Here is a 25,824-nt window from a genome sequence, read left to right on the forward strand (position 1 = left end):
AGAACAGTAAAGTTAAGAATCATCATGGCAAGTTGGTACAGATTAAAGAGTTATTGCGCCATGTTAGCCATCAAGAAACATATCGACATGGACGAATACTGACTGTCGATGGTTGTTTGGTTCGAGTATTTGCCAAGCGTGATAAAGACTACGGTTTAGTGATTGTCGCAACCAATCAACTAGAAACAGTGGATGCGATGACAAGCTATGCTAAGCGTTGGGAGATTGAGACTTTATTTGCTTGTCTAAAGGGCCGTGGCTTTAATCTTGAAGATACCCACTTAACCCATCTTGATCGGGTCAGCAAATTAGTCGCAGTGAACGCCTTAGCATTTTGTTGGGCTTATCATGTCGGTATTTATAAAGACAAAGATAAGCCGTTAAAACGCAAGTTGAAGTCAAACGCTCGACCTCAAGCCAGTTTGTTTGCGCTTGGACTGGATGTGTTGATTGAGGGCCTTCGCTTGGTGTTCTTTAACAATGATAAGACTGTACTTCGACAGTTAGTTAGCTTTTTAACCCCTAAACCTATGAAAATCGGGGGGGGGATGATTTTTTTGTCGTGTGCAGAGAAATCTTTTAAAGTATTAATAACCTATCAATCTTTAACACTCATCCCTTAGTAAGAATGCAACTCCCTACTTAAGTTATAAACCAACTGCCGCACTTGTGCAAGCCACGAATCTAACTTTGCCGTTTAAATGCTTTAGCCGTGCATAACAGCTTTGACGGTGCAATAAATATGCCACGATAAATGCTTGGCGATAATTGGCTCATGCATAGCAACTAGAGCAACTGTTTTAAAGAACAAGAATTATAAACTGACATCTTGCAGCGGATAGCTAATATTAGTAAGAATTTTTTTATTCATGATGCTGCTTTGGATGTCGGCACTTTGACCAAAATAGGCGCGCAGACGTTGCGCCTGAATCATAAAATCCATATGTTGGCGTAAGTCATGGTTAATCAACAAGGTTTTTTTCGGCAGCTGCACGCTAATGGTAATGTTGACCCGATGCTGCAACCAAGTGACTTTTATATCAATATAAATGGTTTCGGTGGTCATCCTAATGACGTTCACTAGCATTTTTTCAATCACGCTTTGTAAGGTTAAAGCGGTAATCACCATGTCATACATGACGTCTTCTTTTGGCAATTGCCAGTTTACTACCAATTTATCTGCTAAGCGGATGGATTCAATGGCCAAATAATGCTCACACAGGGCAATCTCTTCTTCAAAGCTGATCTCACGCGCGCCATTAAAACTGGCACGAAAGAGCGCTGAGACGTGCTGCAATAAAACAGCGGCGCGCTGCGGCTCAGACTCAATCAGCGACATCAAAGTATTGATAGTATTAAAAAAGAAATGCGGCGCTAGGCGAGCTTTTAACACATCATTTTGGGCTCTCAATTTTTGCTCAAATGAGTGCTTTAGTGCATTTAGCTCACGATAACGGCGTAAAAAAAACAGCAAGGCGGCAATGGTAAATCCGGCGGCAATCACCGTATTAAATACAATGATTGAGATAAAGTCCGCCAAGTTATAGTTAAACCAGCCAGCGTTTATCATAATTAGCAAGGCCAACGCGACGGTCACCGCCGTGGCAGTGGTCAAAATGAGTAAAACATACATACTGACGGTCGTTACGCGTAAGCCTTTAAAAACTGGACGTAGATAATCGATGAGATAAAAAGAAGGAATCAAGGCCAAGCTGGTTTGGATAAATCTTGCCATAAACTTGATGATAAACTGCGTTTCATTGACCACGCTATGCCGATCGACAATCGCCACAAACAGCGACCAAAAAAAGATTGCCAGCAGCCATTGCCAAGGCTTCATCATCTCCATGAGCTTGGGCATAAAAAACTCTAAGCGCTCCGCTAGTAAGGCAACCTCATCATTTGCTATACTTGAGTTCTTATTCTCTTGACTTGTCTTGAACTGATATGAACGCCAACTCTTCAAATAGTATTAATCCTAATTCAAATAAAAATTCATCTACTCCTGATTCTAGCATAGATGCTTCTATAACCAACACTCCTGCGCTGCAAAGCGCTACAGGTGGTCAAGGTCAGCAGATGTGGGGCGGGCGCTTTAGTGAAGCGACTGATAGCTTCGTTGCCGCCTTTACTGCATCCGTCGGCTTTGACCAACGCTTTGCGCGTCACGATATCCAAGGCTCAATCGCCCATGCAACCATGCTGAAAGAATGCGGCATTTTAAGTGCTGATGAGGTTGCGACCATTATCGATGGCTTACAGCAGGTGCTGCGCGAGATTGAAGCTGGGGAGTTTAACTGGTCGATTGCGCTCGAAGACGTGCACATGAACGTCGAATCGCGCTTGACGGATATCGTCGGTGCGGTTGGCAAAAAACTACATACTGGCCGTAGCCGTAACGATCAGGTTGCGACCGATATTCGTCTATGGTTGCGTGAAGAAACCGACAATATCATCGCGCTACTGGTACGTTTGCAAAGCGGTTTACTAGATTTAGCCGAACAGCATACCGACACCATTATGCCGGGCTTTACCCATTTGCAAACCGCGCAGCCAGTGAGCTTTGGTCATCACGTGATGGCATGGTTTGAGATGCTCTACCGCGATACCGAGCGTCTGGTCGATGCCCGTCGCCGTATCAATCAGATGCCGCTTGGTAGCGCTGCCCTTGCTGGCACGACCTTTCCAATCGATCGTACCATCACGGCCAAATTGCTAGGTTTTGAAGGTATTTGCCAAAACTCGCTCGATGCCGTCTCAGACCGTGATTTTGCCATTGAGTTTACCTCGGCAGCTTCTATTTTGATGATGCATATGTCGCGTATGAGCGAAGAGGTTATCCTATGGATGTCAGCGCAATTTAACTTTGTGCAAATACCAGATCGCTTCTGTACTGGCTCATCTATTATGCCGCAAAAGAAAAACCCTGACGTACCAGAGTTGGTACGCGGTAAAGCGGCGCGGGTTTTTGGCCAATTGATGACATTATTAAGCCTGATGAAAAGCCAGCCACTTGCCTATAATAAAGACAACCAAGAAGACAAAGAGCCGCTATTTGATTGCGTCGATACTTTGACGGGTTCGCTACTCGCTTTTGCTGATATGCTACCGAATATTACTCCGAATAAGGAAAACATGCGCGCTGCTACCATGAAAGGCTATGCAACGGCGACTGACCTAGCCGATTATTTGGTACGCCAAGGGGTGGCATTCCGTGATGCCCATGAAGTGGTCGGCAATGCCGTTGCTTTGGGCATTCGTGAGGGCGTTGATTTAAATGACTTATCACTGGCACAGCTTCAGCAATTTAGCGACGCCATTGGTGATGATGTCTTTGACTTCTTAACGTTAGAAGGCTCATTGGCTGCTCGTGACCACTTAGGTGGCACCGCGCCAAATCAAGTCAAACAGGCGGTGGTTAATGGACGTGCGCGCCTAAAATCGTTTGCTTAAAAGCCTTTTTTAAAGCTGAAGCTAGCAATAAAACTGTGCTTTAAAACTAGCGCTTTTCTCTAACACCCGCCATTGTGCGGGTGTTTTTTTGTCATGCCTGATTTTGCCAGCACTGGATATAGTCAAGGAATTTTAAAATCGCTACAAGGCGATCTACCGCAGATAGTACACTGAGTACATCTAGGGCGAGCAACACCGTAGCGGTTTAAAAGTACGCCGACTATAGATTTGATGTTACCTTCTCTACACCTGATACGCTTTGCTAAATCGTGCAAGCGCGTTATGATAGATTACCAATATTCGACACGATAATTTAATACCACTAATTAATGAGGATTGCCTGATGACTGAGACTTTTAATCCACAAGCCAATACCGTATTTTGCCGCAAATATAAGCAGGAATTGCCAAAAATGCCGCATCCGCCATTTCCTAATAAAAAAGGTCAAGAGCTACAAGAAACCGTTTCTGACAAAGCTTGGAAAGAATGGCTTGAGCAGCAAACCATGCTGATTAACGAAAACCATCTCAGCATGATGGACCCTGAAGCCAAAAAGTTCTTAACTGAGCAACGCGAGAAGTTTTTGGACAATGAAGTCTACGAGCGCGCGCAAGGTTGGACACCAGAAAAATAATACGCACGGTGATTTTATTAATTAAAAAGAATGTCATTAATTGAAAAGCTGTCATTGATTAAAAGACAGTGATTACATTAATAACAGCAAGATTGCCTCTCTACTAACAAACGGCAAATGACTAGGCATCATCCCTATAGTTTGTTAGTATGAGACTGATTTACAACACTGACAGACTCGGGGTGCGGTGTATGACAAGCTTAGTTTAAGCTATTTCATACATTCGCTGAGAGATCACCCGCCGAACCTGATGCGGTTAGTACCGACGCAGGGAAGTCTTAAGACTATGTTTTATATACAAAGGGCGCGCAGAAATGCCTTTTTATTATTGCTCATACTTCATGTGCTAGCGTTTTTACGCGGCCATGAGGAAAGCAATAAAAAGCGGCGCCTACCAATCATTTAACAACGGCATTAGATTCATTTTCAATGAAAGTTGAATTTAATAATAGTGCAGACGTTTAATGATTGAATTTGTCTATCTTGCATCGTCTTGCCCCGCAGCTACTGGCGGTGTTGCTTTTATTCAAAAACCAACACGCTAGGACAGCATATGAACCTCACACAAAATACTTCAACTCCTATTGCCAAAACTTCTGACAAAAAAGCCGACGCTCTAAAAACGCCTGCCCATCGTACCGCAAATGATGCGCGTTTTGAAGAAGACGCTCGCGACTTACACCGCATCTTACCAGCTTCTAAAAAAGTCTATATCGGGGGCTCACGGCCCGATATCCAAGTACCGATGCGCGAGATTACCCTTGACCCTACCCCTATCCAAGGGGTAAGCGAGTACGATTGGGAGCAAAACCCACCATTTTATGTCTACGACACCTCAGGCGTTTACACCGATCCCAATGTCGAGATCGATTTGACCAAAGGCTTACCAAAGCTGCGTGAAGGCTGGATTGCTGAGCGCGGCGATACTGAACAGTTAAAAGGTTTATCTAGCTCATACGGACAAGCGCGCGCCCGTGATATCAGTACTGCTAACTTAAGATTTGCGCATATTGATAGACCACGTCGCGCCTTAGTAGGAAAGAACGTCACGCAAATGCATTACGCGCGTCGCGGTATTATCACGCCTGAAATGGAATATATCGCCATTCGTGAGACGCAAAAGCAGCACGAACTGACCGATATGCGCCAACACGATGGCGAAAGCTTTGGTGCCAATACGCCAAAAATCATCACCCCTGAGTTTGTCCGCAGCGAAGTTGCCGCAGGCCGCGCCATTATCCCCAATAATATCAATCACCCTGAATCTGAGCCGATGATTATCGGGCGTAATTTTTTAGTGAAAATTAACGCCAATATCGGCAATTCAGCGCTCGGCTCATCTATCGATGAAGAAGTATCAAAAATGACCTGGGCAACGCGCTGGGGCGCCGATACCATTATGGATTTATCGACCGGCAATCATATCCATGAAACCCGTGAATGGTTGATTCGTAACTCACCAGTGCCAATTGGTACGGTGCCGATTTATCAAGCCTTAGAGAAAGTCGATGGCGTTGCCGAAGACTTAACGTGGGAGATATTCCGCGATACCTTGATTGAGCAAGCCGAGCAAGGCGTTGATTACTTTACCATTCACGCTGGCGTACTGCTACGTTATGTACCGCTAACCGCCAATCGCTTGACGGGCATCGTCTCGCGTGGCGGCTCTATCATGGCGCAGTGGTGTTTGGCCCATCATAAAGAGAGCTTTTTATACACGCATTTTGAAGATATCTGCGAGATTATGAAGCAGTATGATGTGGCATTTAGCTTAGGCGATGGCTTACGTCCGGGCTGTTTGCAAGATGCCAATGATGAAGCGCAATTTGGTGAGCTACGTACCCTAGGTGAGTTGACGCAAGTCGCATGGAAGCATGATGTACAGGTGATGATTGAAGGCCCTGGACACGTGGCGATGAACCGTATTAAAGAAAATATGGACTTGCAGCTTGAGCTATGTAGCGACGCACCTTTTTATACTTTAGGGCCATTAACCACTGATATTGCGCCTGGTTATGACCATATCACCAGTGCCATTGGCGCAGCGATGATTGGCTGGTTTGGCACGGCGATGCTCTGTTACGTAACACCAAAAGAGCATCTCGGTTTGCCCAATAAAAAGGACGTCAAGGACGGTATCATCACTTATAAAATCGCCGCTCATGCTGCCGACCTTGCTAAAGGCCATCCGGGCGCACAAGCACGTGATAATGCCTTGTCCAAAGCGCGTTTTGAGTTCCGCTGGGATGATCAGTTTAATCTGGCGCTTGACCCTGATACGGCGCGTGAATATCATGACGAAACACTGCCAAAAGATGCGCACAAGTCTGCGCACTTTTGCTCAATGTGCGGACCGAAGTTTTGCTCGATGAAAATCACTCAAAACGTGCGCGAGTATGCTAAAGGTTTAGATGCAAAAGAAAACGGCGTTCAGGCTACTAGTGCGATGAGCCGCGCTGATATTAAAAAAGGCATGGACGAGATGACGCAAAAATATCATGCCGAGGGTCGCCAGTTGTATAAAGAGGTTTAAGCGATTAACGTTAATCCTTAATTCATAAAAAAGCGCTACTCATAAGTAGCGCTTTTTATTGCAAACAGTTTTATCTTTATAGTAGATTAAACCTTTGACGCTTCGTAAATCTCTTTAATAGAAGTATTAATCGTATCAGCAAACTCTGCGTCGCTTTGTTGCTTATTTAAGCCTTCGGTAAAAGCGCGCGAGAAGCTCGCAATCATACCGGGGTTTTGTTTAAGCTTTTCACAGGCGTCATGACGACTGTAACCGCCTGATAGCGCAACCACTTTGAGCACTTTTGGGTGATCAATCAGCTCTTGATAAAATCCGTCTTCTTCAGGCAAAGTCAGTTTTAGCATCACTTGATGATCATCGTCTAAAAACTCAAGATTGTGCAAAATACTAGTTTTAAGGATGATTTCGCAGTCATGCTTTTTGCTACTGTTGATATCCACTTCTGGCTCAACGATCGGCATAAAACCTTTAGAAAGAATTTGCTTTGCGACATCAAACTGCTGCTGGACGACAAGCTCGATACCATCGACACTTGGTTCATAAATGACTGAGCGCATCTTGGTGCCAAATACCGGATAATTTTTTGCTTTATCCAGCAACAAGTCTAGATTTGGCATCGGACGCATCACCTGTACGCCGTTCATGTGTTCAGCCAAACCCTTATCTACCTTTAAAAAAGGTACGATATTTTTATCTTCCCATAGGTAATTGGCGGTCGGTTTGCCATTAACCTCGCGCTCCATGGTATCTTCAAATAAAATCGCCCCGAGTACACGCTCATTATCAAAGGCATCACAAGTCATAATACGGGTGCGCATTTCATGCACCAAATCAAACATCGCTTCATCATTGTCATAAGCATCGCCGCTGACGCCATAGTTCTCTAATGCTTTTGGCGTGCTGCCACCACTTTGGTCAAGCGCGGCGATAAATCCTGAGCCATTTTTTATATGCTGTAGTTGTTTTTCGTATTCCATTGAATGGGTATCCTATCCTAATTAATAAGGGTCAAACGTTATTATAATAAGTCAATCAGCCCTCAATAGTATGAGCCTGACTGTCAGTTACCTTATCATAGGACATGCCACCTGCCTATTGTTGATAAGTTAAAATTTTACCTATTTCATAGTGGCATTATTAAAGCAAAAACAATACCGCTACACAGCCAATCGCCAATAATAAACCGACGATATTGATACGATTGAGGCGCTCTTTAAATACCCCAACCCCTATCAAGGTTGCCACCGCAATCACGCCGACGTTCATGCCTGTAAAGACGATACTTGGCGACTCAGACAATACTTGATGGGCGCGTACATAAGCATAGATATTGCCCATATTGAGCGCGCCAAGTAATAATCCTGCGCTAAGGGCATTGCCCTGCCAACGCACGCGCGTGCTAAGCAGGTAAACGAGTAGCAGCAAACCTGCCAGCCCAAAGGTCACAAATAAAGTTAAAGGAAACGCCGCGCCTTGCTTGGCAACTTGTTTGAACAAAATATCAATCACGCCGTAACCGAGCCAAACGCCAAATAACCAAAGTGGCGTCTGCTTTGCTTGGCTATTTATAAGCCCGTGCTGCGGACGATAAACCAAAGCAGCGAGTGCTAAAAATCCTAACAACAGACCATATATGCGCGTACCCGTTAATACTTCGCCAAATAATAAAAAAGCAGCAACGATAGGAATGATCAGTGATAAACGCTGGGCGGCATCGGTTGCTACCACCCCGACCGATTCAATCGCCCGCCCAAGAATAACAAACACTGCTGGCAACAAGATACCAAGCGCAATAATGATACCCCAAGCATTTCCAAGTGCGCCGATACTACTAACATCTGGTTTTAATAACAGCCAAGTTAATAAAAATGCCACGGGATATCCCGCCACGATGGTTTGGCGAATATCGATATTTTTTTGGCGTAATATTTTTAAAAGTACGGAAACAGCGACGCTACAGAGCACCGCTATCGTTAAATACATCATCAACTTTATCCTTGTTAAGTCGCAACTTTGCGCGTTTATTATTCGTAGGAGTAAAAGAATACTCATTCATTAGCCGATTTTTCGATTATTAAAACGTATAAATAAAAGGAAGCAACAAACTAGAAGAAATGATGGAATGTAACAAAATATTTCATCCACAGCAATCTAATTATTGTGTGCTCTACCTGTCAGCTTACAATTAGCATGCAGGCATGAGGACGAATTTTGTTAAAATAACCAGCAATCCTAATAACAAAAGTAACGATTCACGATAGCGTTTGACGGCGTTTATCTTGGCGTACTGCTATGAATGCTCTTTGACTGCCTATGAACGCTTTATTTCGCTTTTTTGAAACTCGTCTGCCCGCCTTTCCTGAGACGCCTATGCCGCTGCCCTCGCCGCGCGATGGTATGCTCAAATTTATGTGGGCATGTACCAAAGGGCTACGCGGGTGGTTATTGCTATTTATGATTTTGTCTGCTGGTATCGGTATCTACGAAGCGATGCTATTTGCGTGGATTGGCAATATCGTCGATTGGCTTGGCGTTTATACGCCGCAAAATCTGTGGGCAGAAAAAGGCGATATGCTGCTTTTGATACTGGCCGTGATGATTTTAAGTCCGCTTTGGATTGCCCTATCGTCATTTATCCATTTTCAAACCTTGCAAGGCGTCTTCCCGATGCAGATGCGCTGGCGTTTTCATCAGCGTATGCTTGGGCAATCGATGCAGTTTTATCAAGACGAGTTCTCTGGTCGCGTTTCTGCTAAGGTAATGCAAACGGCATTGGCCGTACGCGATACCGTGATGACGGTCACAGACATGTTTATGTACGTCGCCGTTTATTTTATTACTTCTGGCATTATTTTATTTAATTTAGACAGCTTATTATTGATTCCATTTATTGTGTGGTTTGTCTTGGTGTGGCTGGCGATGTGGTATTTTATTCCCAAACTTAAACAAACGGCGATTGTACAAGCCGATGCCCGCGCGTTAATGACGGGCCGCATCACTGATGCGTATGCCAATATCATGACGGTTAAACTGTTTAGCCACTCGCGCCGCGAGCTCGATTATGCCAAAAACGCGATGGGACAGTTTTTAGGTACGGTCCATGCGCAAATGCGCTGGGTCAGCTACCTTGAGGTATCAACCCACTTAATCAGTGTGATTTTGGTCAGTAGTACGGCCGGTATCGGAATTTATTTATGGCAACAAAGCGCTGTCGGTGTTGGCGCAATTGCCGCTGCCACGGCGATGGCGCTGCGATTAAATGGCCTGACGCGCTGGATTATGTGGCAAACTGCTAGCCTGTTTGAGAGTATCGGGACAGTACAAGACGGGATGCGCACCTTATCTGCGCCGCAAACCATCGTTGATAAGCCAAATGCCGCTATCCTTAAAGTCAGCGATGGTCGTATCGTTTTCGACCATGTTGATTTTAGTTATGAAGGCGAAGACGATGCCACAGGTTTAAACAAGCATAAATCAGACAAGCCTCTAGATAACACGCATGAAGATGCTGTTATTCCTGCTGCGGATTCTGCAGCGGGAACTTCATACGCCAAGCTATTAGATAACTTTTACTTAGATATCAAACCGGGTGAGAAAATCGGTCTGGTTGGGCGTTCAGGCGCTGGTAAATCAACTTTGGTTAATCTACTCCTGCGCTTCTTTGATGTTGATAAAGGCAAAATCTATATCGACGGGCAAGCGATTGACGAAGTTACCCAAGAATCGCTGCGTCAGCAAATCGGTATGGTCACCCAAGATACCTCGTTATTGCACCGTACTGTGCGCGAAAATATCGCTTACGGTCGTCCTGACGCAACCGATGAGGAAATCATTACAGCTGCTAAGCAAGCTCAGGCGTGGGACTTTATTAAAGATTTATACGATGACAAAGGCAATACCGGTCTTGATACACAAGTCGGCGAGCGCGGCGTTAAGCTCTCTGGCGGTCAACGTCAGCGCATCGCTATCTCACGCGTGATGCTAAAAAATGCGCCGATTTTGTTACTGGACGAGGCGACCAGTGCACTTGATTCTGAGATTGAATTTGCCATTACCGAAAGCCTAAACGATATCATGACCGGCAAAACTGTGATTGCAATTGCCCATCGATTATCGACCATTGCCGCGCTAGATAGATTGGTGGTCATGGATAAAGGCCGTATCATCGAGCAAGGCAGTCATGATGAGCTACTGGCGTTAAATGGCGTTTATGCGCGCTTATGGCAGCGTCAAAGTGGCGGCTTCTTAGGCGAAGACAGCTAATTGCAAGTTAACAATAAAATGTAAGATAACGGTTAAAAAACCACCACAAGGAAGTGAAGTTTTTATGGAAACTTTTACCAAACGTATTAATATCAGTGGCAAGCAAGCGCGCTATTATGATTTAGAGCAGTTGAACCAAACTGCAAATCAAGCAGACAAACCGAACCACCATAAACGCCCGCCTGCTCATTTTTATGGTGGTAACAGCTTTACTGTTGGTACTTATGCACCATTATTAAATAAGCTCGCAACGGATTTTGATTTATCGGCGCTGGCGCTACGTGGTTATTGGTATGACAAGCCGCAAGCGCCGCGTCTGACCCGTGAGCAAGATGCCGATATACTGATTGAGTTTTTAGAGAAAACCCAAAACGCGCCTATCGTTGGTATTGGGCATTCGCAAGGCGCAACAGCGACCGCTATAGCAGCAGCAAAACGCCCCGATTTATTCTCGCAGTTATATCTTATCGAGCCTGTCACCTTTACTAAAAAACAAGCAACGCTTTATAACTTACTACCGCGCAAGATATTGCTAAGCCGTGAACCTTTTAAAAGCACCCTAACCAAGCAATCGACGTGGGCAAGTATCGATGACTATTATGAGCATTTGCGCGCGCAACGGGCTTATAAACGTATCAGTGATGAGCACTTAAAAGTATTTGCTGAACAAAGTTTGACGGCCAATAACAATGGCAGCTATAGCTTGATGTTTGCCCCCGAGCAAGAGCTTGCCAACTATTTTGGTGCGCCCCATATCGATGCGGCATTAAAAAAACTCAGCTGTCCTTATACCTTAATCACCGGCAAACCGACTTTGTTTATCAATGATAAAGTACGTAAACAATGGCAAGGATTTGTTCCCGCCGATAGCATTATCTCTTTGCCCGATTACGGTCATCTTTTGCCAATGGAAGCACCTGAACTGTGTGCGCAAATTATTAATGAGCATTATGAAAGCAATAAATAAGCCGAGCGATATGGAATGTAGGATATATGGGATATAAGCAATGAGCGACCTTTTTGTCCCTGCGCCAACCGATAATTTATTGCCTTATGATGGCAAAGTTAATGACTTAGGTATCGTTATCGATTATCCCAGTGCCTTATACTATGCCCTATTAACGACGCTACCTTGGCAGTCTGATATCGTGACATTATTTGGTAAGACGCATGTCACCACTCGCCAAATAGTCTGGATGGGCGACAGTGCTGCCAGTTATCAATACTCGGGGCACAGGCGGCAAGCCATTGAGTGGACAGACTCAGTGTTTCATGTGAAACATCATATCGAGCGGCAACTATTAAAAATCGGTATCAATACCCACTTTAATTCTTGCCTGCTAAATTACTATCCGTCCGGCGACGATGGTATGGGGTATCATGCCGACGATGAAAAAGAACTAGGCAATCAGCCAGTTATTGCTTCTTTGTCACTCGGAGCGACGCGCAAGTTTGTCTTAAAGCATAAAAAAACTCAAGATAAAGTCGAGCTTTATCTTGAGTCCGGTCAGCTTATCGTCATGCATGGTGAGACGCAAAAATGTTGGAAGCATACTGTTACTAAAACAAAAACGGTTTTAGAAGGACGTATTAGCTTAACCTTTAGGCAAATGATATTAGATTAAACTCGCTTAACTTAAATAACCTCGCTTAACTTAAATAACTCTGCCTTAGCTTGCTTTGAGCACAATCTTGCCAAAGGTATCGCCTTTTTCTAGCTCGCGGTGAGCAGCGACCACTTCAGATAATGGATAAGTTTGCTGAATTTGTAAAATTAGCGTGCCGTCAGCGACATCTTGTAAAACCTTTGCCATATCTTCGCCATTTGGCTTTACCGCATAACCATCGACGCTCAAGTTTTTATTACTACCGGCAGCTTTTAGTTTATCAACCCAAATGGTCGGTAACACTTTAACGCGACCTCCAGATTTGAGTGTGCTCAAAGCGCGCACGCCGGCATCGTCACCGACCAAGTCCATCAGTACATCGGCTTGTAAGTCAGGAAAATCTTGGTCTTTGGTATAATCTATCCAACCTTCCAACTTGCTTTTATCTATCAATTTATCAAGTTTGGCGTATTTTTCTGGTGAGCAAATAAGCGTGACTTTGATATTATCTGACGCTACCTTTTTCAGCAAAAACTGAATCGCTAAATGTCCAACGCCGCCCGCTGGCGCGTTTATCACCACATGCTCAGCGTTTTTTATGTTGGCAAATTCTACAAACTGTAGCGCCGTTTGCCCGATACAAGGCAATGCCCCTGCTTGCTCTAATGTCACAGACTCAGGTACTTTTGCCAGTAAATCAGCATCGATCGCCACGTATTCAGCGTAGCAGCTGCCATCAAAACTAAGGGCCGCGACGTCATCTCCAATCATAAATTTATCGCTATTACTTTTGACCACTATCCCTGCAACATCAAAGCCTAAAATAGCGGGCTCGCCTTTATCAAAGTTATTTTTTTGAATCGCATCGGCGCCCCAGCCTTTACCTTGACGGGTTTTATAATCGACGGGGTTGATACCGGCATAAGCGACTTGTATTAATACTTGGTTATCCTTTAATGCAGGCATAGCCACGCCGTCTTGATATGTCATGACTTCAGGTTCGCCAAACTCGCGTATCTGTACGGCGTGCTGCGTCGTTGGTAGGTGTTTATCAGACATGATTTTTCATCCTTGTATTATTCTAATTTCTCTTTTTTGGTTAGTTTCTTACTTGTTATCCATTAACTGATAACAGCAATTCATAACAATGCTAATTCTGCACTTAGCGGCAAATGATCCGATAGTGTTGACCAAGGCTTACCGGTATGTACCCACGCGTCTTTTACCCTTAGATTGCGCACATAGATACGGTCTAGACTGAGCACAGGCAATTTTGCTGGAAAGGTTGGTAGCAATTTGCCATGACAGTGTTTAAAAGCTTCGGTCATCCCCAAGCTTGAAGCGAGCCTGTCACAAGACATTTTTTTCCAGTCGTTAAAATCGCCCGCCAAAATCAGCGGCTGATTAGGCGCAATCTCATTACGCACATAATTGGAGATGGCTTCGTACTGCTTGATGCGGTCGCGCTCAAAGAGGTTTAAATGGGCGCATAATACCACAACCGGCATCTCCCACCCTAGCGGCTGCACTTCACAATGCAGGACACCGCGCTGCTCAAGTTTATTCACCGTAATATTGACGTTATGTTTAGGATCTAGCGGAAAACGACTCAACACCGCATTACCATGATGACCGTTTTCATACTCTGAGTTTTTGCCATAGCTGTTTTGCAGTTGCAAATATTCACCAAACCATTCGTGCTGTGATTGGTCGGGATATTCGTTATATTGCATATTACGCTTGAGGTTTTGACCCTGCACTTCTTGCAGGCAAAGGATATCTGAGCCAATGATATCAAGCGCTTGGGCGATACCCTGTATCTTCACTTGGCGATTCATCGGCGACATGCCTTTATGAATGTTGTAGCTAGTTAAAACGAAAGAGGTGGTATTAGTCATAAATTTATCAGTTATAAACTCAGTATGGATAGCGTAAGGGTGAACAGCGCTTTATTAGAAACTTATCAAATGACACCAGTCATCAGATAAACGTAAACCTAAGTTATTATAAAAAAGAGCATTGATTCATATCGAACCAATGCTCCCATATTATACCTATGTCGTAACGATGGCTAATTCATTAACGAATAGCAGCCATCACTTAGTAGCGTGTTACCAGAGCAATTGGCTGATCTGCACCCATCAGCTCCTGCGGCATGAATACGGCTTTGCCACCATTATGAATGACGTGTTCGATGATTTCACCAACGGCATCATCAGTAACGCCTTGGGCAGTCGCATCATCAGCCATGCTTAGAGTCTGCGCCGCTTCATCGATCATAGCCGGTTGCATGTAACCGCGGCGGACATATAAAGTCTCGCCAACACCTTGGAAGGCGCTGCGGTAAACTTCTTGCAAATCTGTTTGCAGCATATTGGCACCGCGCGCTTTGTCAATTTCACCCATAGCGGCTTGATGTAATGACGAGCGATAATTTTCAACCGCTTCTTGTACGCTATCAATGATATGCTGCGCGCTGCCTTCTTCTAAATTGGTGGCATTTGAAACGGTAGCAATGATATTATCTGGACGATCACAAACATCTTTATAGTAACCGATATTTTTGGCATCGCCAACGATCACTAACGGCATTTTATTCTCGCCCCATAGCTCTTGGACGCTCTTATCTACTTGGTTAAAAAATTCTTTTAGATAGCTACTCTCGTTGTTCGCTGAGCGATCAGAGCCGGCATCACCTGTTGTATATAAACCATTATTTTCTACAGGAAATGGAATGTTTTCCATATTATTTTGTGCATCGGTATCTTGGTCGAACTCTTTAACCACACGGTCGTTAGACGCTTCAATCAAGCGCGCCTTATCACGCGTCAATACCACCGTATAATAATGCACAGCACTAGCCATATCACGCACCAAATCACGTGTTGCAAATCTATCAGAGATTATCACGCGCTCTTTGGTATCAATAGGCATACGGACGATTTGAGCATCGTCAGTGCTAGCAAATATGGCTAAGGTATCTAAGTTATAGTTGTGATTCAGGTCACTGGTTTTATTCTGGATATTTTCTAAAATAGAGGTGGCGGTACTTTTGTCGTACTCGTTGTTTAGGCGCTCTTCGACGACTTTTAATTGATTTTTTAGGGCGATAGGATCTTTTTGATTGTCAGGATGCTCACGGTGCGTTTTGACAAAAATACTGACCGCTGGATTGGCTTTGGTCTCACGTAGACTTTTAAGAGTTGCTTTCATAAATACTGCTCCTTATTTTATTATCATTGGTTGGTATCGCAAAGTTTGTCATAGAATTTGAAAATTATTTTTAACAACTGCCTTGTGTTTAATTTATTATATTAAGTCCTTGTATTACTAAGATGCTAACAACTTGTCCTCACTCCCTGTAGGGTTAATTTGCAAGTAAATGATGACGCTTTGTAAGTGAAACTTAGCAAACTATCAGTCATATCGATAATTAGCGCTAGGTTATTATCCAATTGGACATTTCTAAAAATCCCATTTATAAAATGAACACTCTAAAACCAATTATAACGCTGGCTTGTATTTCAACCGCGTCATACCCATCTTTTAGATAACCTTTACTTTACATAACGTTTTAAACTACGTTTTAAATAACGTTCATAGCACTTTATCTAAATTATAATAATTTATTCATTACTAACAGACCTTGACTAACAGACATTGGATACCTTTCTTTATGAACTCTATTGCTCCAGACCTACACCTTGTTGATTTTTCCAGTACCACACCTGATGCCTTACAAAGCCAGGTCATCAGTGCTATCGATGCTGCCAACCGTTTTTTAGATGAGATGTCGGCAGATAGCAAGCTTAGCGCTGAGCAGGCGTTGGCAGAGGTGATGAGCTTTGACCATATAAATCTGGCGTTAGATCGTAGTTGGGGCATTTTGTCGCATCTTAATAGCGTGATGAGTAGCGATGAGATTCGTCATGTCCATCATGAATTGTTGCCCAAGCTGTCTGCTTATGGCACGCGTGTTGGTCAGCATCAGCCGCTATTTAGTCGCTATCAGACGATCGTCAATGATCAGGCTTTCTTTGCCGAACTAGACCCAGCAAGGGCGCGAGCAATTGAGCTTGCGCTGCGTAGCTTTGAGCTATCAGGCGTTGCGCTACCCAAAGCTGAGCAAGAAACCTTTGCTGCTATTCAAAGTGAGTTATCGACTTTATCAGCGACGTTCTCAGACCATATCTTGGATGCTACTCAGGCGTATGCCTTACCGCTTGAGCAAAGCCAATTAGCAGGGTTAACTGAGAGTGGTTTGGCGCTATTAGCGGACGCAGGCGAACAATATAAAGCTCGCGAGCTTGCCAGCGATAAGCTCACCCAAGCACAAATTGATGCGTTGCCGACGCCTTATTATGTTGCAAGCTTAAACATCCCCGTTTATCTTGCCGTCATGACCCATGCCGATGATCGTAATCTGCGTGAGACGCTGTACCGTGCTTATGTTACTCGCGCCTCTGAGTTTGATGCGCATACCAATGCCAAAGGTGAGTCGCTCAATAATGCCGATATCATGAGCCAAATTCTGCAATTACGCGCGCAAAAAGCCAAGCTATTAGGTTTTGATAATTATGCAGAAGTGTCACTGTCGACCAAAATGGCAGATAGCGTAACGGAAGTGGAAACCTTTTTACGGGATTTGGCGGCGCAAGCGACTCCAGCTGCTAAGCAAGATTTAGCACAGCTACAAAAATATGCGCAGGCTTATGGTATTACTGAGCTACAGCCGTGGGACAGCGCTTATATTGCCGAAAAAGTAAAACAGAGCGAATTTAGCTTATCGCAAGAGGAGATACGTCCTTATTTCCCACTACCGAAAGTGATTAGCGGATTGTTTACGATCGTCGAGCGTTTATACGGTATCAAGGTACAAGAGCACAGTGAGTCTGTATCACGCTGGCACGATGACGTACGTTTTTATCAATTATTTGACGCCGATGATCACTTGCTTGGTGGCTTTTACTTTGACTTATTTGCTCGTAGCGGCAAACGCGGCGGCGCGTGGATGAGCGGTTTTCAATCACGTTATACCTATGCGGAGCAAAACCATCAGCAGCTACCGGTTTGCTTTATGGTCGGCAACTTCACCCCTGCCCTCGATGGTAAACCAAGCCTATTGACTCACGATGAAGTACTGACCTTGTTCCACGAGTTTGGTCATGGTTTACATCACTTATTAACCCAAGTAACTGTTGGTGATGTCGCTGGTGTCAATGGCGTTGAGTGGGATGCAGTCGAATTGCCCAGTCAATTTATGGAAAACTGGGCGTGGGATGCCGAAGGGATTGCTTTAATAAGTAGCCATGTTGAAAGCGGCGAACCCTTGCCAAAAGACAAACTTGCCGCCCTACTAGCGGTCAAAAACTTCCAAAGCGGCATGCAAACCTTACGTCAAATCGAGTTTGCACTTTTTGATTTATTGATTCATGCGCAGACGCCAGCACTTGATTATGATGGTATCTTGGCGACGTTAAACGCCGTGCGCGATGATATTGCGATTGTGCAGACGCCAGATTACAACCGTTTTGCTAATGGCTTTAGTCATATCTTTGCTGGTGGGTATGCCGCCGGTTATTACTCGTATAAATGGGCGGAGCTATTGTCTGCCGATGCGTTTAGTAAGTTTGAAGAAGAAGGTATCTTTAACCCAACTACCGGCAAAGCCTTTCGCGAGACTATTTTATCGGTCGGTGGTAGTTTTCCTGCTAAGACCAACTTTGAGAACTTCCGCGGTCGCAGCGCCAGCATCGATGCTTTACTACGGCATAGCGGTTTTGACAATGCTAAAAATGACATTGCTAAAAATGATGCTGCCGCCACTGCTAAAGCCAATGTTCAAACGACGCGCGAGGTCATCTAAATGCGCTATCAATCATCAACGCCAAAGCGCCGGTTTTTAGCAGGCGTTCGCTGTCCTAAATGTCAGGCGATGGATGCTGTGATGCAAGTAAATATCGTCGTACCCGAACCTGATGAATACATCGAATGTACGCAGTGCGGACATACAGAGCACCGCCCCGATCCTGATACTATCAGTGCTAAAAACCATTTAGAGGACCAGATTGCTCGTGATGCCATGTCGACAGGTACCAGTGGTACAGTCAAATTCAAGCCATAAGAGTCATATTTGATAGTTAACGTTAATTTTTAATAGCACAAAGCCTGTCTAGCAATAGATGGGCTTTTTATTTTGAGTTTGTTATAGTATGGCTACTTATATTTTTGCCAGAAATCGACCATCGTATGAATAAAAAACGTCTACGTCCTTTATCGACTAAGTCAGCGCTGAAAAAGTCTGCCAAATCGCGTCAAAAATGGTGGCTTATTATCATAGTGGCGGCTTTATTGATTGGTTATTTGGTTTGGGAAAACAATTCGCCAGACACTGAAAAGGCGCCGATCGAAAGCACACCACCTACTGCCGATTCTATTGAGCAAGATAGTGCTGAGCAAGCAAATATCCCGTCATTAGATAGTAATGACAATATATCAGATGACAGCCAGCTAACTTTAGAGAGTGATGACTCGGCAATTACAAACAGCCAAATCCCTAATCCCGACGCTATTTTAAATGCGCCCTTGCCGGAAAATGATAGTTTAGCAAAAGAAGAAATAGATCGCTTGGAAGACGAGCGTCAGCGCTTAGCCGAACAAGAGAAGCTGGCCGCTGAGCAATTAGCAATGAATAAGCAGTTGACAGAGATGAAAGAAGAACAAATCGCCCTGCTGGAGGAGCAAATTGCCCAATTAGAAGCTGCGGAAAGCGCGAAAAACAGTGTAAAATAATATTCATTTCACAGAGGGGCAAATAGATAAATGGCAAGTCTACAACTTACCCACGCCCCTATTTTAAATAGCAGCGCCCAACTGCTGATATTGCCGGTGAATAACGCCGGTATCCTGCTAGATCCTATCCTTATGCGCAGCAAAAACTTATATCCAGACAATTACCAACGTTACTTTAGCGCCTGCCGCGAGGGTAGCCTAATGGTTGGTAGCTGTTTAATGCATAAGCGCGCACGTGAGCAAGCTGGGCTTGGCGTCAGTAGCAACGGTAGCCAACCAAGTTATATTGCCAACCTTGTCGTATCGGATCATCCCTATCATTCACCGAGGGCAAGCTGGTTAAGCGCAGCTCTAGTCGATTTACAACAGCAGCTAATACCTTTAATACGTTATCAAGGTATACGCCGGATTGCATTGCTATCGCGCCCGCTTATTGCTCATTATTCGCAAAAAAATTCTGCTCAAAATAATATTGCTGATAACGGTGAAATAACAACGTCAATTGCTTTAGATTGGTCTAGCAATATCTTGCCTCTTGTCACCCATCATCTACAAGATTTACCAAAGCTACGTATCGATATTCATCTTCCTAAAGACATCAATATATAAATCATTTTCTCATTGTCATTATTCTTTGTGCGCATAAAAAAAACCGCCTTGTTTGCCAATATCAGCAACCAAAGCGGTTTTTTTAAATCTAACTAATTCGAAAAACGAAGATTAGTTTTGCTCGATACCTTTCATGGTCAGCTTAATACGGCCACGGTTATCAACATCTTGTACCAATACGCTGACGGTTTGACCTTCTTTTAGGTAGTCAGACACGTTTTCTACGCGCTCATCGGCGATTTGCGAGATATGCACGAGACCATCGGTGTTTGGCAAGACGTTAACGAAAGCACCGAAGTCAACGATACGCGCAACCGTACCTTGATAAGTTTTACCGACTTCTACCTCCGCGGTGATGGCTTCAATTTTGCCGATAGCCGCTTTGGTTGCTGCTTTATTTTCACCAAAGATACGAATGGTACCAGCATCATCGATATCGATAACCGCGCCAGTTTCTTCGGTTAGCTGACGAATCGTTGCGCCGCCTTTACCAATCACATCACGGATTTTTTCTGGGTTGATTTCGATAACCGCATAGTTAGGCGCATGAGCGTTGATTTCCGTACGGCTTGCAGGCAGTACTTTATTCATCGCTTCTAGGATATGAATACGACCAGCGTGGGCTTGCTTAAGCGCTTGCTCCATAATGTCTGGGGTAATGCCTTCGATTTTAATATCCATCTGTAGCGCGGTAATACCGTCTTTCGAGCCTGCTACTTTAAAGTCCATATCACCAAGATGATCTTCATCACCTAGGATGTCAGACAATACCGCAAAGCGCTCGCCTTCTTTAACCAGACCCATCGCGATACCCGCAACTGGTGCTTTTAGCGGTACGCCTGCGTCCATCAATGCCAAGCTTGCGCCGCAAACCGAAGCCATTGAAGATGAACCATTTGATTCGGTGATTTCAGATACCACACGAATCACATATGGGAAGCGTTCGCTATCTGGCAACATCGCTTCAACGCCGCGGCGCGCTAGGCGACCATGACCGATTTCACGACGTTTTGGCACACCTTCACGGCCGGTTTCACCAACTGAGAAATGTGGGAAGTTGTAATGCAACATGAAATGGTCACGAATCGTACCAGCCAATGAATCAATCATGTTTACATCACGGGTGTTACCAAGCGTGGTGGTTACCAATGCTTGTGTTTCACCGCGGGTAAATAGTGCTGAACCATGGGTATATGGCAATACGCCTACTTGTACATCTAGCGCACGAACGGTTTCAAGATCACGGCCATCGATACGCGGCTTACCTGACAAGATATTGTCACGAACGGTGCGGTATTTTAACTCTTCATAAATCTCTTTTAATTCAGATACCGTATCGTTATACGTTTCTGCTTCGGCGTCACCTGCCAATGCTTCGATGATCGCTTGTTTGATTTCGTCAAGTTTGCTGTAGCGCTCTTGCTTATTGGTAATAGTATAAGCATCAGCCACTTGCTCACCAAACTGCTCTTTCATGCTGGTTTCTAACGCTTGATCGCGAACAGGCGCGGTATATTGCTGCTTAGCGGTACCAACCTCTTCTGCCAATGACGCGATATTATCAATGACGATTTGCTGCTGCTGATGACCGTATAAAACCGCACCTAGCATTTGGTCTTCAGACAATTCTTTCGCTTCTGATTCAACCATCAATACTGCAGATTTGGTACCCGCAACCACCAAGTCAAGGTCGCTGTCTTTGAGCTGCTCAAGCGTTGGGTTAAGAACATATTCGCCATTGATAAAGCCAACACGCGCTGCTGCTACCGGGCCATTGAATGGGGCATCAGAAATAGCCAGCGCTGCTGAAGCACCGATGAGTGCCGCGATATCTGCCGACTGAGTTTTATCAGACGAGACAACCGTCGCCGTAATTTGAATTTCGTTCACGTAGCCTTCAGGGAATAGCGGACGAATAGGACGGTCAATCAAACGCGACGTTAAGGTTTCATTTTCGCTTGCGCGGCCTTCACGTTTACCATAAGCACCAGGGATTTTACCGGCTGCATACATTTTTTCTTGATAGTTGACGGTCAATGGGAAGAAGTTTTGCCCTTCTTTAGCATCCGACTTTACTACTGCCGCTACTAGGACAGTCACGCCGCCCATGTGAACCAAAATAGAGTTTGCTTGACGCGCGATACGACCCGTTTCAATAACGACCTGCTGGTCGCCGTACTGGAATTCACGCTTAATGGTATTAAACATTGTCATATAATTTTCCTAATATTGACTGACGAAAGGGATATCAGCATCATAAAAAGCTGATATCTGTCATTAAAAATTCTTGGTAACTGGTTACTCGTGATTGGCTACTAATTGACGTTAACATAATTGGAAACTGGGTCGATTAGAGCAATTTTGTTACCTATTTATTTGATACATTTATTTAAATAACGATTTCACGTTATTTGCTGACTAAAATCTGCTTTGCTAGCCACTGTTTGATAAATAATACTCATCACGATAAACCTTATAAATAATTAATCGAGCGCGAATACTACTCTCAAACTCATAAGGCATTATTTTACAGTGATTTATAGCCATTGACCAATGAAATGCCAAACTGTCTGTTTGCGCATTACCGTTATGAGCATTTCAGTATAAAAAAGTCGGTTAAAATAGGAGTTTGTCACATTAAACGTATGCCGCTAAGGCATAATTTTTTAACAGTCAAACTCATATAAATACGCATAAAAAAACGGCGTGAAACTATTCCACACCGTCTTTAGAGAAAATCTATTTTATCGAGCTTAGCAAGCAAATACCAAGTGGCTTAGCAAAAAATCTAAAATCTTGCCACATTCTGGCATATTCTATATTAGCGACCACTCGTACTATTGTCGCCAAATTAACGACGTAGACCTAATTGGCTAATAAGGGTGGTATAACGACCAAGGTCTTTACCTTTTAAGTAGTCAAGCAGTTTACGGCGCGTGTTAACCATACGGATAAGACCACGACGGCTATGATGGTCCGCTTTGTGCTCTTTAAAATGGTTCTGTAAATCGTTGATACGAGCACTCAATAGTGCTACTTGAACTTCTGGAGAACCAGTGTCGTTTTCGCCACGTTGGTATTGAGCAATGATTTGTTCACGATCAGAATTGGTTAGCATAAATCTCTCCGGCAATGCTAAATGTACTAAGATACTTTCAATTTAAAGCATCTAGGCACAATAGAATAAAAATAAAAAGTTTAACCGTCATTCAGGACAACCCTGCATTACTAGAGTTGACCTAGTGTACGACAAACTTATCAATTAGAACGTTTAGTTAAGAATAAAGCGAAAATTAAACGTGACAGCGATTATAACAAAAAACTGCTGAACTAGCAGCAGTTTTTATAGTAGTTTTACAATTTTTGCAGAGAAAAATTGATTAAGGTCTAAATTTATAAGACTAACGTTTCAGCAACTATTTATCCTTCTTAACGTCGTCCTGCGTAGCATTACCGCCAAGCTCATTATCTTCAAGGGGAGCCGTCGTTGCTTCCGCTAAACTATCTGGAATATTATCTTTTTTAGGATTGATATCTTCGGCTTGTTGTTTAATTTTTTTCTCTTGCGCGTCCATGTTGCCTTTTGAGTCAGTCATAAATACTCCCAGTTATCATTATTTTTGTATATTTTTACTAACTATCTTATTAATAATCAGCAGATTCAATAAATTACGGAGTTAACTATTTTTCTTCTTTAGCATTTTTTAAATTATCAGCAATACGGTCTGCAGCCGCTTCAGTATCTTGCGTATGATTATCTTCTGTTTGACCCTTTAGGGCAGCAGTCGCTGATTCTGAACGTTGTTGCTCAAGCTTGGTATCGTTCGGATTAGGATTTGACATAATAATTTCCTTTTCTGTAGTTATGAATTCTGTAGTTATGATTTTAAAGTTATGGTAATTTCGTAAAATCAATATAAATAAAGCGTTAATAAATAGTAGCTGCTTCTTTTAGGTTAATCTATAAAATTTAATTGGCTTATTAATCTAAGATAGCGCTTTATCAATAGCAGCGACAAAATCGTTAATATCATCTGGATTACGTGAGGTAATTAAATTACCATCCACTTGCACGCTTTTATCGACGAAATTTGCGCCCGCATTTTCTAAATCGGTCTGTAACGAGTGATAAGCTGTTAAGGTTTTACCTTTAGCAATGCCTGTATTGATTAATACCCAAGGCGCGTGGCAAATGACCGCTAATGGTTTACCTGCATCGTTAATAGCATTAATAATACTGTGCGCTTCTTCGTTACCGCGTATGGTATCGGCATTCACCGTGCCACCTGGCAAAACCAGTGCCTCATAATCAGCAACGTTAGCGTCTTTAGCAAATATATCTGCAGTGAAGGTATCACCCTTATTGACGTCCTGCTGCATGCCTTGGACTTCTTTGTCTTTATTGGTCGTAATGAGGACTGTTTTATAACCTTTATCTTTTAATTGGTTGTTAACTTCTTCATATTCAGCTTGTTCGAAGTTATTATGTAATAAGAAAGCAATGGTTTTCATAATAATCCTTATACTTTAGATTTCAACTTTAGGTATGAGTATTTTTAAAATACATTTTTTATTATTAATCTCAGATACTTTTTATATTAGTTAATGTCTTTTTATTTTTATTTATACTGCTTTTTTATAATTCTAATATTTAATAAAATCCCATTTTTATGATTTTTATTTCCTTATATTTTTTATATCCTTGTCACACTTTCCGTAGCTGACTTAACTAAGGTACAAAAAAAGCAGGTTTCACTATAGGTGAAACCTGCAATAAAATGTGATGATATGTGATTAGTGTAAACTCTTAGTAAGTTTTACCCAATTTCAGTTATGGCTACTACCGCTTATTTAAGCATTAACGCTACAACTGGATAAGCTTTTTGGGCTGTAAGCGCCCGTTTAGGCTTACCGCTCCTAAACCTATAAACTGCCCTTGCTCATCTATAAGACGAATATCTACGGGCATTTCATGAGGTAATAAGGTTTCACTATCTTCTTTGTCACCGTCATTTTCATAATGCTGTTGTTCGATAGCCGTTGTAATATAGCTTCGTATATCGTCCGTCAGCTGCTCGGTGACATTTAGGCGCTGTCCCATATGAACACGGGCGCACTGCTCTGTGGTTAAGGTAAGCTCAGTATCAAGGGTGATACAAGCATCAACGGGTAATAGGTGGGTTAGGCGACTCTCAAGCGACAACGCTTCTAGATTGGCCAAACCAATCGCATTATCAATCTTAAAACTACCAACCTTTAGGCGCCGTAAAGCGGTGAGATGCCCTAGCGTGCCAAGGGTTTTAGCGATATCTTCTGCCAATACTCGTACGTATGTACCTTTCGAGCAAGTCACTGTCAACTGAATTTGTTGCGCATCGATTGCGGTTAAATCAATGGCTTTAATGACAATATCTCTTGCGGGCCGCTCAATCTCAATACCTGCTCGCGCATATTCATACAATTTTTTGCCATCTTTTTTTAGCGCCGAATACATCGGAGGAATTTGCTGCTGTGGCCCTAAAAATTGCTGAGCAATGTTTTCTAATATGGCATGATCAAACTGTGGAATAAGTGCTTCAGCAACAATCTGCCCGTCGGCATCACCCGTATCGGTTTGACTACCCAAAAGAATGGTTGCTTGATAAGTTTTATCGGCATCGAGTTGATAGTGACTAAACTTAGTGGCCTCACCTAAGCAAATGGGCAATAAACCCGTTGCCATCGGATCGAGTGTGCCTGTATGACCAGCTTTTTTACTGTCATGGTTGGGTGATTTAAACAGGTATTTCACCTTTGACACTACTTGTTGCGAGGTCATACCTTGCGGCTTATCCACTAATATTACGCCCGAGACTTTGATTTTCTCAGGCGTTTTAAGCGTTTTTGCAGCGGCTAGCGTAGAGGTGTTAGTAGAGGCGGTCGACATAATAGCT

Annotated in this window: 23 protein-coding genes and 1 riboswitch; of the genes, 11 read left to right on the forward strand and 12 right to left on the reverse strand. The window is 43.5% G+C overall.

Going from position 1 to position 25,824, the window contains the following annotated elements; genetic code table 11:
- Positions 1-623: transposase (locus JFC07_RS05855; protein WP_198328642.1), on the forward strand; the 623-nt coding region annotated here is incomplete at its 5' end.
- Positions 624-814: 191 nt separating this feature from the next.
- Here the strand turns inward: JFC07_RS05855 and JFC07_RS05860 are convergent.
- Positions 815-1,861 carry a sensor histidine kinase gene (locus JFC07_RS05860; RefSeq protein ID WP_227678276.1) on the reverse strand — a complete coding sequence of 349 codons (1,047 nt, stop codon included), beginning with the start codon at positions 1,859-1,861 and terminating at the stop codon, positions 815-817.
- A 218-nt stretch (positions 1,862-2,079) separates the two neighbouring features.
- On the opposite strand from JFC07_RS05860, the gene argH reads away from it, so the two are divergent.
- From argH to thiC, 3 genes are all read left to right on the forward strand, one after another.
- Positions 2,080-3,453, forward strand: coding sequence for an argininosuccinate lyase (gene argH / locus JFC07_RS05865; RefSeq protein ID WP_198328649.1), 1,374 nt, complete (start codon positions 2,080-2,082; stop codon positions 3,451-3,453).
- A gap of 343 nt (positions 3,454-3,796) precedes the next feature.
- On the forward strand, positions 3,797-4,087 hold the full coding sequence (locus JFC07_RS05870) for an oxidative damage protection protein (protein WP_193029872.1): 291 nt from the start codon (positions 3,797-3,799) through the stop codon (positions 4,085-4,087).
- Between the two features lie 168 nt (positions 4,088-4,255).
- Positions 4,256-4,378, forward strand: a riboswitch (TPP riboswitch).
- A 262-nt stretch (positions 4,379-4,640) separates the two neighbouring features.
- A complete protein-coding gene (gene thiC, locus JFC07_RS05875; protein WP_226928737.1) occupies positions 4,641-6,620 on the forward strand; it encodes a phosphomethylpyrimidine synthase ThiC in 1,980 nt (659 codons plus the stop codon).
- Between the two features lie 86 nt (positions 6,621-6,706).
- Here thiC and JFC07_RS05880 read toward each other — a convergent pair whose 3' ends face one another.
- Both JFC07_RS05880 and JFC07_RS05885 read right to left on the reverse strand, forming a co-directional pair.
- On the reverse strand, positions 6,707-7,597 hold the full coding sequence (locus tag JFC07_RS05880; protein WP_102077747.1) for a fructose bisphosphate aldolase: 891 nt from the start codon (positions 7,595-7,597) through the stop codon (positions 6,707-6,709).
- A gap of 160 nt (positions 7,598-7,757) precedes the next feature.
- Complete coding sequence (locus tag JFC07_RS05885; protein ID WP_193029871.1) at positions 7,758-8,606, reverse strand: EamA/RhaT family transporter; 849 nt, start codon at positions 8,604-8,606, stop codon at positions 7,758-7,760.
- Positions 8,607-8,933: 327 nt separating this feature from the next.
- Here JFC07_RS05885 and JFC07_RS05890 point away from each other — a divergent pair, with 327 nt between their 5' ends.
- The 3 genes from JFC07_RS05890 (at position 8,934) to JFC07_RS05900 (ending at position 12,508) form a co-directional block, all read left to right on the forward strand.
- Complete coding sequence (locus tag JFC07_RS05890; protein ID WP_102077745.1) at positions 8,934-10,883, forward strand: ABC transporter ATP-binding protein; 1,950 nt, start codon at positions 8,934-8,936, stop codon at positions 10,881-10,883.
- A 64-nt stretch (positions 10,884-10,947) separates the two neighbouring features.
- Complete coding sequence (locus JFC07_RS05895) at positions 10,948-11,850, forward strand: alpha/beta fold hydrolase (RefSeq protein WP_102077744.1); 903 nt, start codon at positions 10,948-10,950, stop codon at positions 11,848-11,850.
- 40 nt (positions 11,851-11,890) lie between these two features.
- On the forward strand, positions 11,891-12,508 hold the full coding sequence (locus tag JFC07_RS05900) for an alpha-ketoglutarate-dependent dioxygenase AlkB family protein (RefSeq protein WP_102077743.1): 618 nt from the start codon (positions 11,891-11,893) through the stop codon (positions 12,506-12,508).
- A 45-nt stretch (positions 12,509-12,553) separates the two neighbouring features.
- Here JFC07_RS05900 and JFC07_RS05905 read toward each other — a convergent pair whose 3' ends face one another.
- From JFC07_RS05905 to JFC07_RS05915, 3 genes are all read right to left on the reverse strand, one after another.
- Positions 12,554-13,549 (reverse strand): NADP-dependent oxidoreductase, encoded by a 996-nt coding sequence (locus tag JFC07_RS05905; protein ID WP_068407878.1) that lies wholly within the window; start codon positions 13,547-13,549, stop codon positions 12,554-12,556.
- Positions 13,550-13,629: 80 nt separating this feature from the next.
- Positions 13,630-14,388, reverse strand: coding sequence for an endonuclease/exonuclease/phosphatase family protein (locus tag JFC07_RS05910; protein WP_068407879.1), 759 nt, complete (start codon positions 14,386-14,388; stop codon positions 13,630-13,632).
- Positions 14,389-14,590: 202 nt separating this feature from the next.
- Entirely contained in the window at positions 14,591-15,703 is a 1,113-nt protein-coding gene (locus tag JFC07_RS05915) for an AOC03_06830 family ribosome hibernation factor (RefSeq protein ID WP_068407880.1), read from the reverse strand.
- Positions 15,704-16,166: 463 nt separating this feature from the next.
- Here JFC07_RS05915 and JFC07_RS05920 point away from each other — a divergent pair, with 463 nt between their 5' ends.
- The 4 genes from JFC07_RS05920 to JFC07_RS05935 all read left to right on the forward strand — a co-directional run bounded on the left by JFC07_RS05920 (position 16,167) and on the right by JFC07_RS05935 (position 19,891).
- Complete coding sequence (locus tag JFC07_RS05920; RefSeq protein ID WP_068407881.1) at positions 16,167-18,356, forward strand: M3 family metallopeptidase; 2,190 nt, start codon at positions 16,167-16,169, stop codon at positions 18,354-18,356.
- Positions 18,357-18,614: a YheV family putative zinc ribbon protein gene (locus JFC07_RS05925; protein ID WP_068407882.1), complete on the forward strand. Its 258-nt coding sequence runs from the start codon at positions 18,357-18,359 to the stop codon at positions 18,612-18,614. It abuts the gene before it with no gap.
- Positions 18,615-18,739: 125 nt separating this feature from the next.
- Positions 18,740-19,282, forward strand: a complete 543-nt coding sequence (locus tag JFC07_RS05930) for a hypothetical protein (protein WP_068407884.1) — start codon at positions 18,740-18,742, stop codon at positions 19,280-19,282.
- Between the two features lie 30 nt (positions 19,283-19,312).
- Positions 19,313-19,891, forward strand: a complete 579-nt coding sequence (locus JFC07_RS05935; RefSeq protein WP_198328644.1) for a hypothetical protein — start codon at positions 19,313-19,315, stop codon at positions 19,889-19,891.
- A 111-nt stretch (positions 19,892-20,002) separates the two neighbouring features.
- Here JFC07_RS05935 and pnp read toward each other — a convergent pair whose 3' ends face one another.
- The 6 genes from pnp to truB all read right to left on the reverse strand — a co-directional run bounded on the left by pnp (position 20,003) and on the right by truB (position 25,817).
- Entirely contained in the window at positions 20,003-22,105 is a 2,103-nt protein-coding gene (pnp, locus tag JFC07_RS05940) for a polyribonucleotide nucleotidyltransferase (RefSeq protein ID WP_102077738.1), read from the reverse strand.
- Between the two features lie 637 nt (positions 22,106-22,742).
- Positions 22,743-23,009, reverse strand: coding sequence for a 30S ribosomal protein S15 (rpsO, locus tag JFC07_RS05945; RefSeq protein WP_068407892.1), 267 nt, complete (start codon positions 23,007-23,009; stop codon positions 22,743-22,745).
- 298 nt (positions 23,010-23,307) lie between these two features.
- On the reverse strand, positions 23,308-23,487 hold the full coding sequence (locus JFC07_RS05950; RefSeq protein ID WP_102077737.1) for a hypothetical protein: 180 nt from the start codon (positions 23,485-23,487) through the stop codon (positions 23,308-23,310).
- An 85-nt stretch (positions 23,488-23,572) separates the two neighbouring features.
- Complete coding sequence (locus tag JFC07_RS05955) at positions 23,573-23,734, reverse strand: hypothetical protein (RefSeq protein ID WP_156508534.1); 162 nt, start codon at positions 23,732-23,734, stop codon at positions 23,573-23,575.
- 144 nt (positions 23,735-23,878) lie between these two features.
- Entirely contained in the window at positions 23,879-24,403 is a 525-nt protein-coding gene (locus tag JFC07_RS05960) for a type 1 glutamine amidotransferase domain-containing protein (RefSeq protein WP_068407895.1), read from the reverse strand.
- 352 nt (positions 24,404-24,755) lie between these two features.
- A complete protein-coding gene (gene truB / locus JFC07_RS05965; protein ID WP_068407896.1) occupies positions 24,756-25,817 on the reverse strand; it encodes a tRNA pseudouridine(55) synthase TruB in 1,062 nt (353 codons plus the stop codon).
- Positions 25,818-25,824: the final 7 nt, after the last annotated feature.

Source organism: Psychrobacter faecalis (assembly GCF_016107575.1).
Taxonomy (GTDB): Bacteria; Pseudomonadota; Gammaproteobacteria; order Pseudomonadales; family Moraxellaceae; genus Psychrobacter; species Psychrobacter faecalis.

Coding starts and splice junctions, on each gene's coding strand:
- JFC07_RS05860 (WP_227678276.1), bottom strand. CDS start 1,861: ATGCCCAAGCTCATGGAGATGATGAAGCCTTGGCAATGGCTGCTGGCA.
- argH (WP_198328649.1), top strand. CDS start 2,080: ATGTGGGGCGGGCGCTTTAGTGAAGCGACTGATAGCTTCGTTGCCGCC.
- JFC07_RS05870 (WP_193029872.1), top strand. CDS start 3,797: ATGACTGAGACTTTTAATCCACAAGCCAATACCGTATTTTGCCGCAAA.
- thiC (WP_226928737.1), top strand. CDS start 4,641: ATGAACCTCACACAAAATACTTCAACTCCTATTGCCAAAACTTCTGAC.
- JFC07_RS05880 (WP_102077747.1), bottom strand. CDS start 7,597: ATGGAATACGAAAAACAACTACAGCATATAAAAAATGGCTCAGGATTT.
- JFC07_RS05885 (WP_193029871.1), bottom strand. CDS start 8,606: ATGATGTATTTAACGATAGCGGTGCTCTGTAGCGTCGCTGTTTCCGTA.
- JFC07_RS05890 (WP_102077745.1), top strand. CDS start 8,934: ATGAACGCTTTATTTCGCTTTTTTGAAACTCGTCTGCCCGCCTTTCCT.
- JFC07_RS05895 (WP_102077744.1), top strand. CDS start 10,948: ATGGAAACTTTTACCAAACGTATTAATATCAGTGGCAAGCAAGCGCGC.
- JFC07_RS05900 (WP_102077743.1), top strand. CDS start 11,891: ATGAGCGACCTTTTTGTCCCTGCGCCAACCGATAATTTATTGCCTTAT.
- JFC07_RS05905 (WP_068407878.1), bottom strand. CDS start 13,549: ATGTCTGATAAACACCTACCAACGACGCAGCACGCCGTACAGATACGC.
- JFC07_RS05910 (WP_068407879.1), bottom strand. CDS start 14,388: ATGACTAATACCACCTCTTTCGTTTTAACTAGCTACAACATTCATAAA.
- JFC07_RS05915 (WP_068407880.1), bottom strand. CDS start 15,703: ATGAAAGCAACTCTTAAAAGTCTACGTGAGACCAAAGCCAATCCAGCG.
- JFC07_RS05920 (WP_068407881.1), top strand. CDS start 16,167: ATGAACTCTATTGCTCCAGACCTACACCTTGTTGATTTTTCCAGTACC.
- JFC07_RS05925 (WP_068407882.1), top strand. CDS start 18,357: ATGCGCTATCAATCATCAACGCCAAAGCGCCGGTTTTTAGCAGGCGTT.
- JFC07_RS05930 (WP_068407884.1), top strand. CDS start 18,740: ATGAATAAAAAACGTCTACGTCCTTTATCGACTAAGTCAGCGCTGAAA.
- JFC07_RS05935 (WP_198328644.1), top strand. CDS start 19,313: ATGGCAAGTCTACAACTTACCCACGCCCCTATTTTAAATAGCAGCGCC.
- pnp (WP_102077738.1), bottom strand. CDS start 22,105: ATGACAATGTTTAATACCATTAAGCGTGAATTCCAGTACGGCGACCAG.
- rpsO (WP_068407892.1), bottom strand. CDS start 23,009: ATGCTAACCAATTCTGATCGTGAACAAATCATTGCTCAATACCAACGT.
- JFC07_RS05950 (WP_102077737.1), bottom strand. CDS start 23,487: ATGACTGACTCAAAAGGCAACATGGACGCGCAAGAGAAAAAAATTAAA.
- JFC07_RS05955 (WP_156508534.1), bottom strand. CDS start 23,734: ATGTCAAATCCTAATCCGAACGATACCAAGCTTGAGCAACAACGTTCA.
- JFC07_RS05960 (WP_068407895.1), bottom strand. CDS start 24,403: ATGAAAACCATTGCTTTCTTATTACATAATAACTTCGAACAAGCTGAA.
- truB (WP_068407896.1), bottom strand. CDS start 25,817: ATGTCGACCGCCTCTACTAACACCTCTACGCTAGCCGCTGCAAAAACG.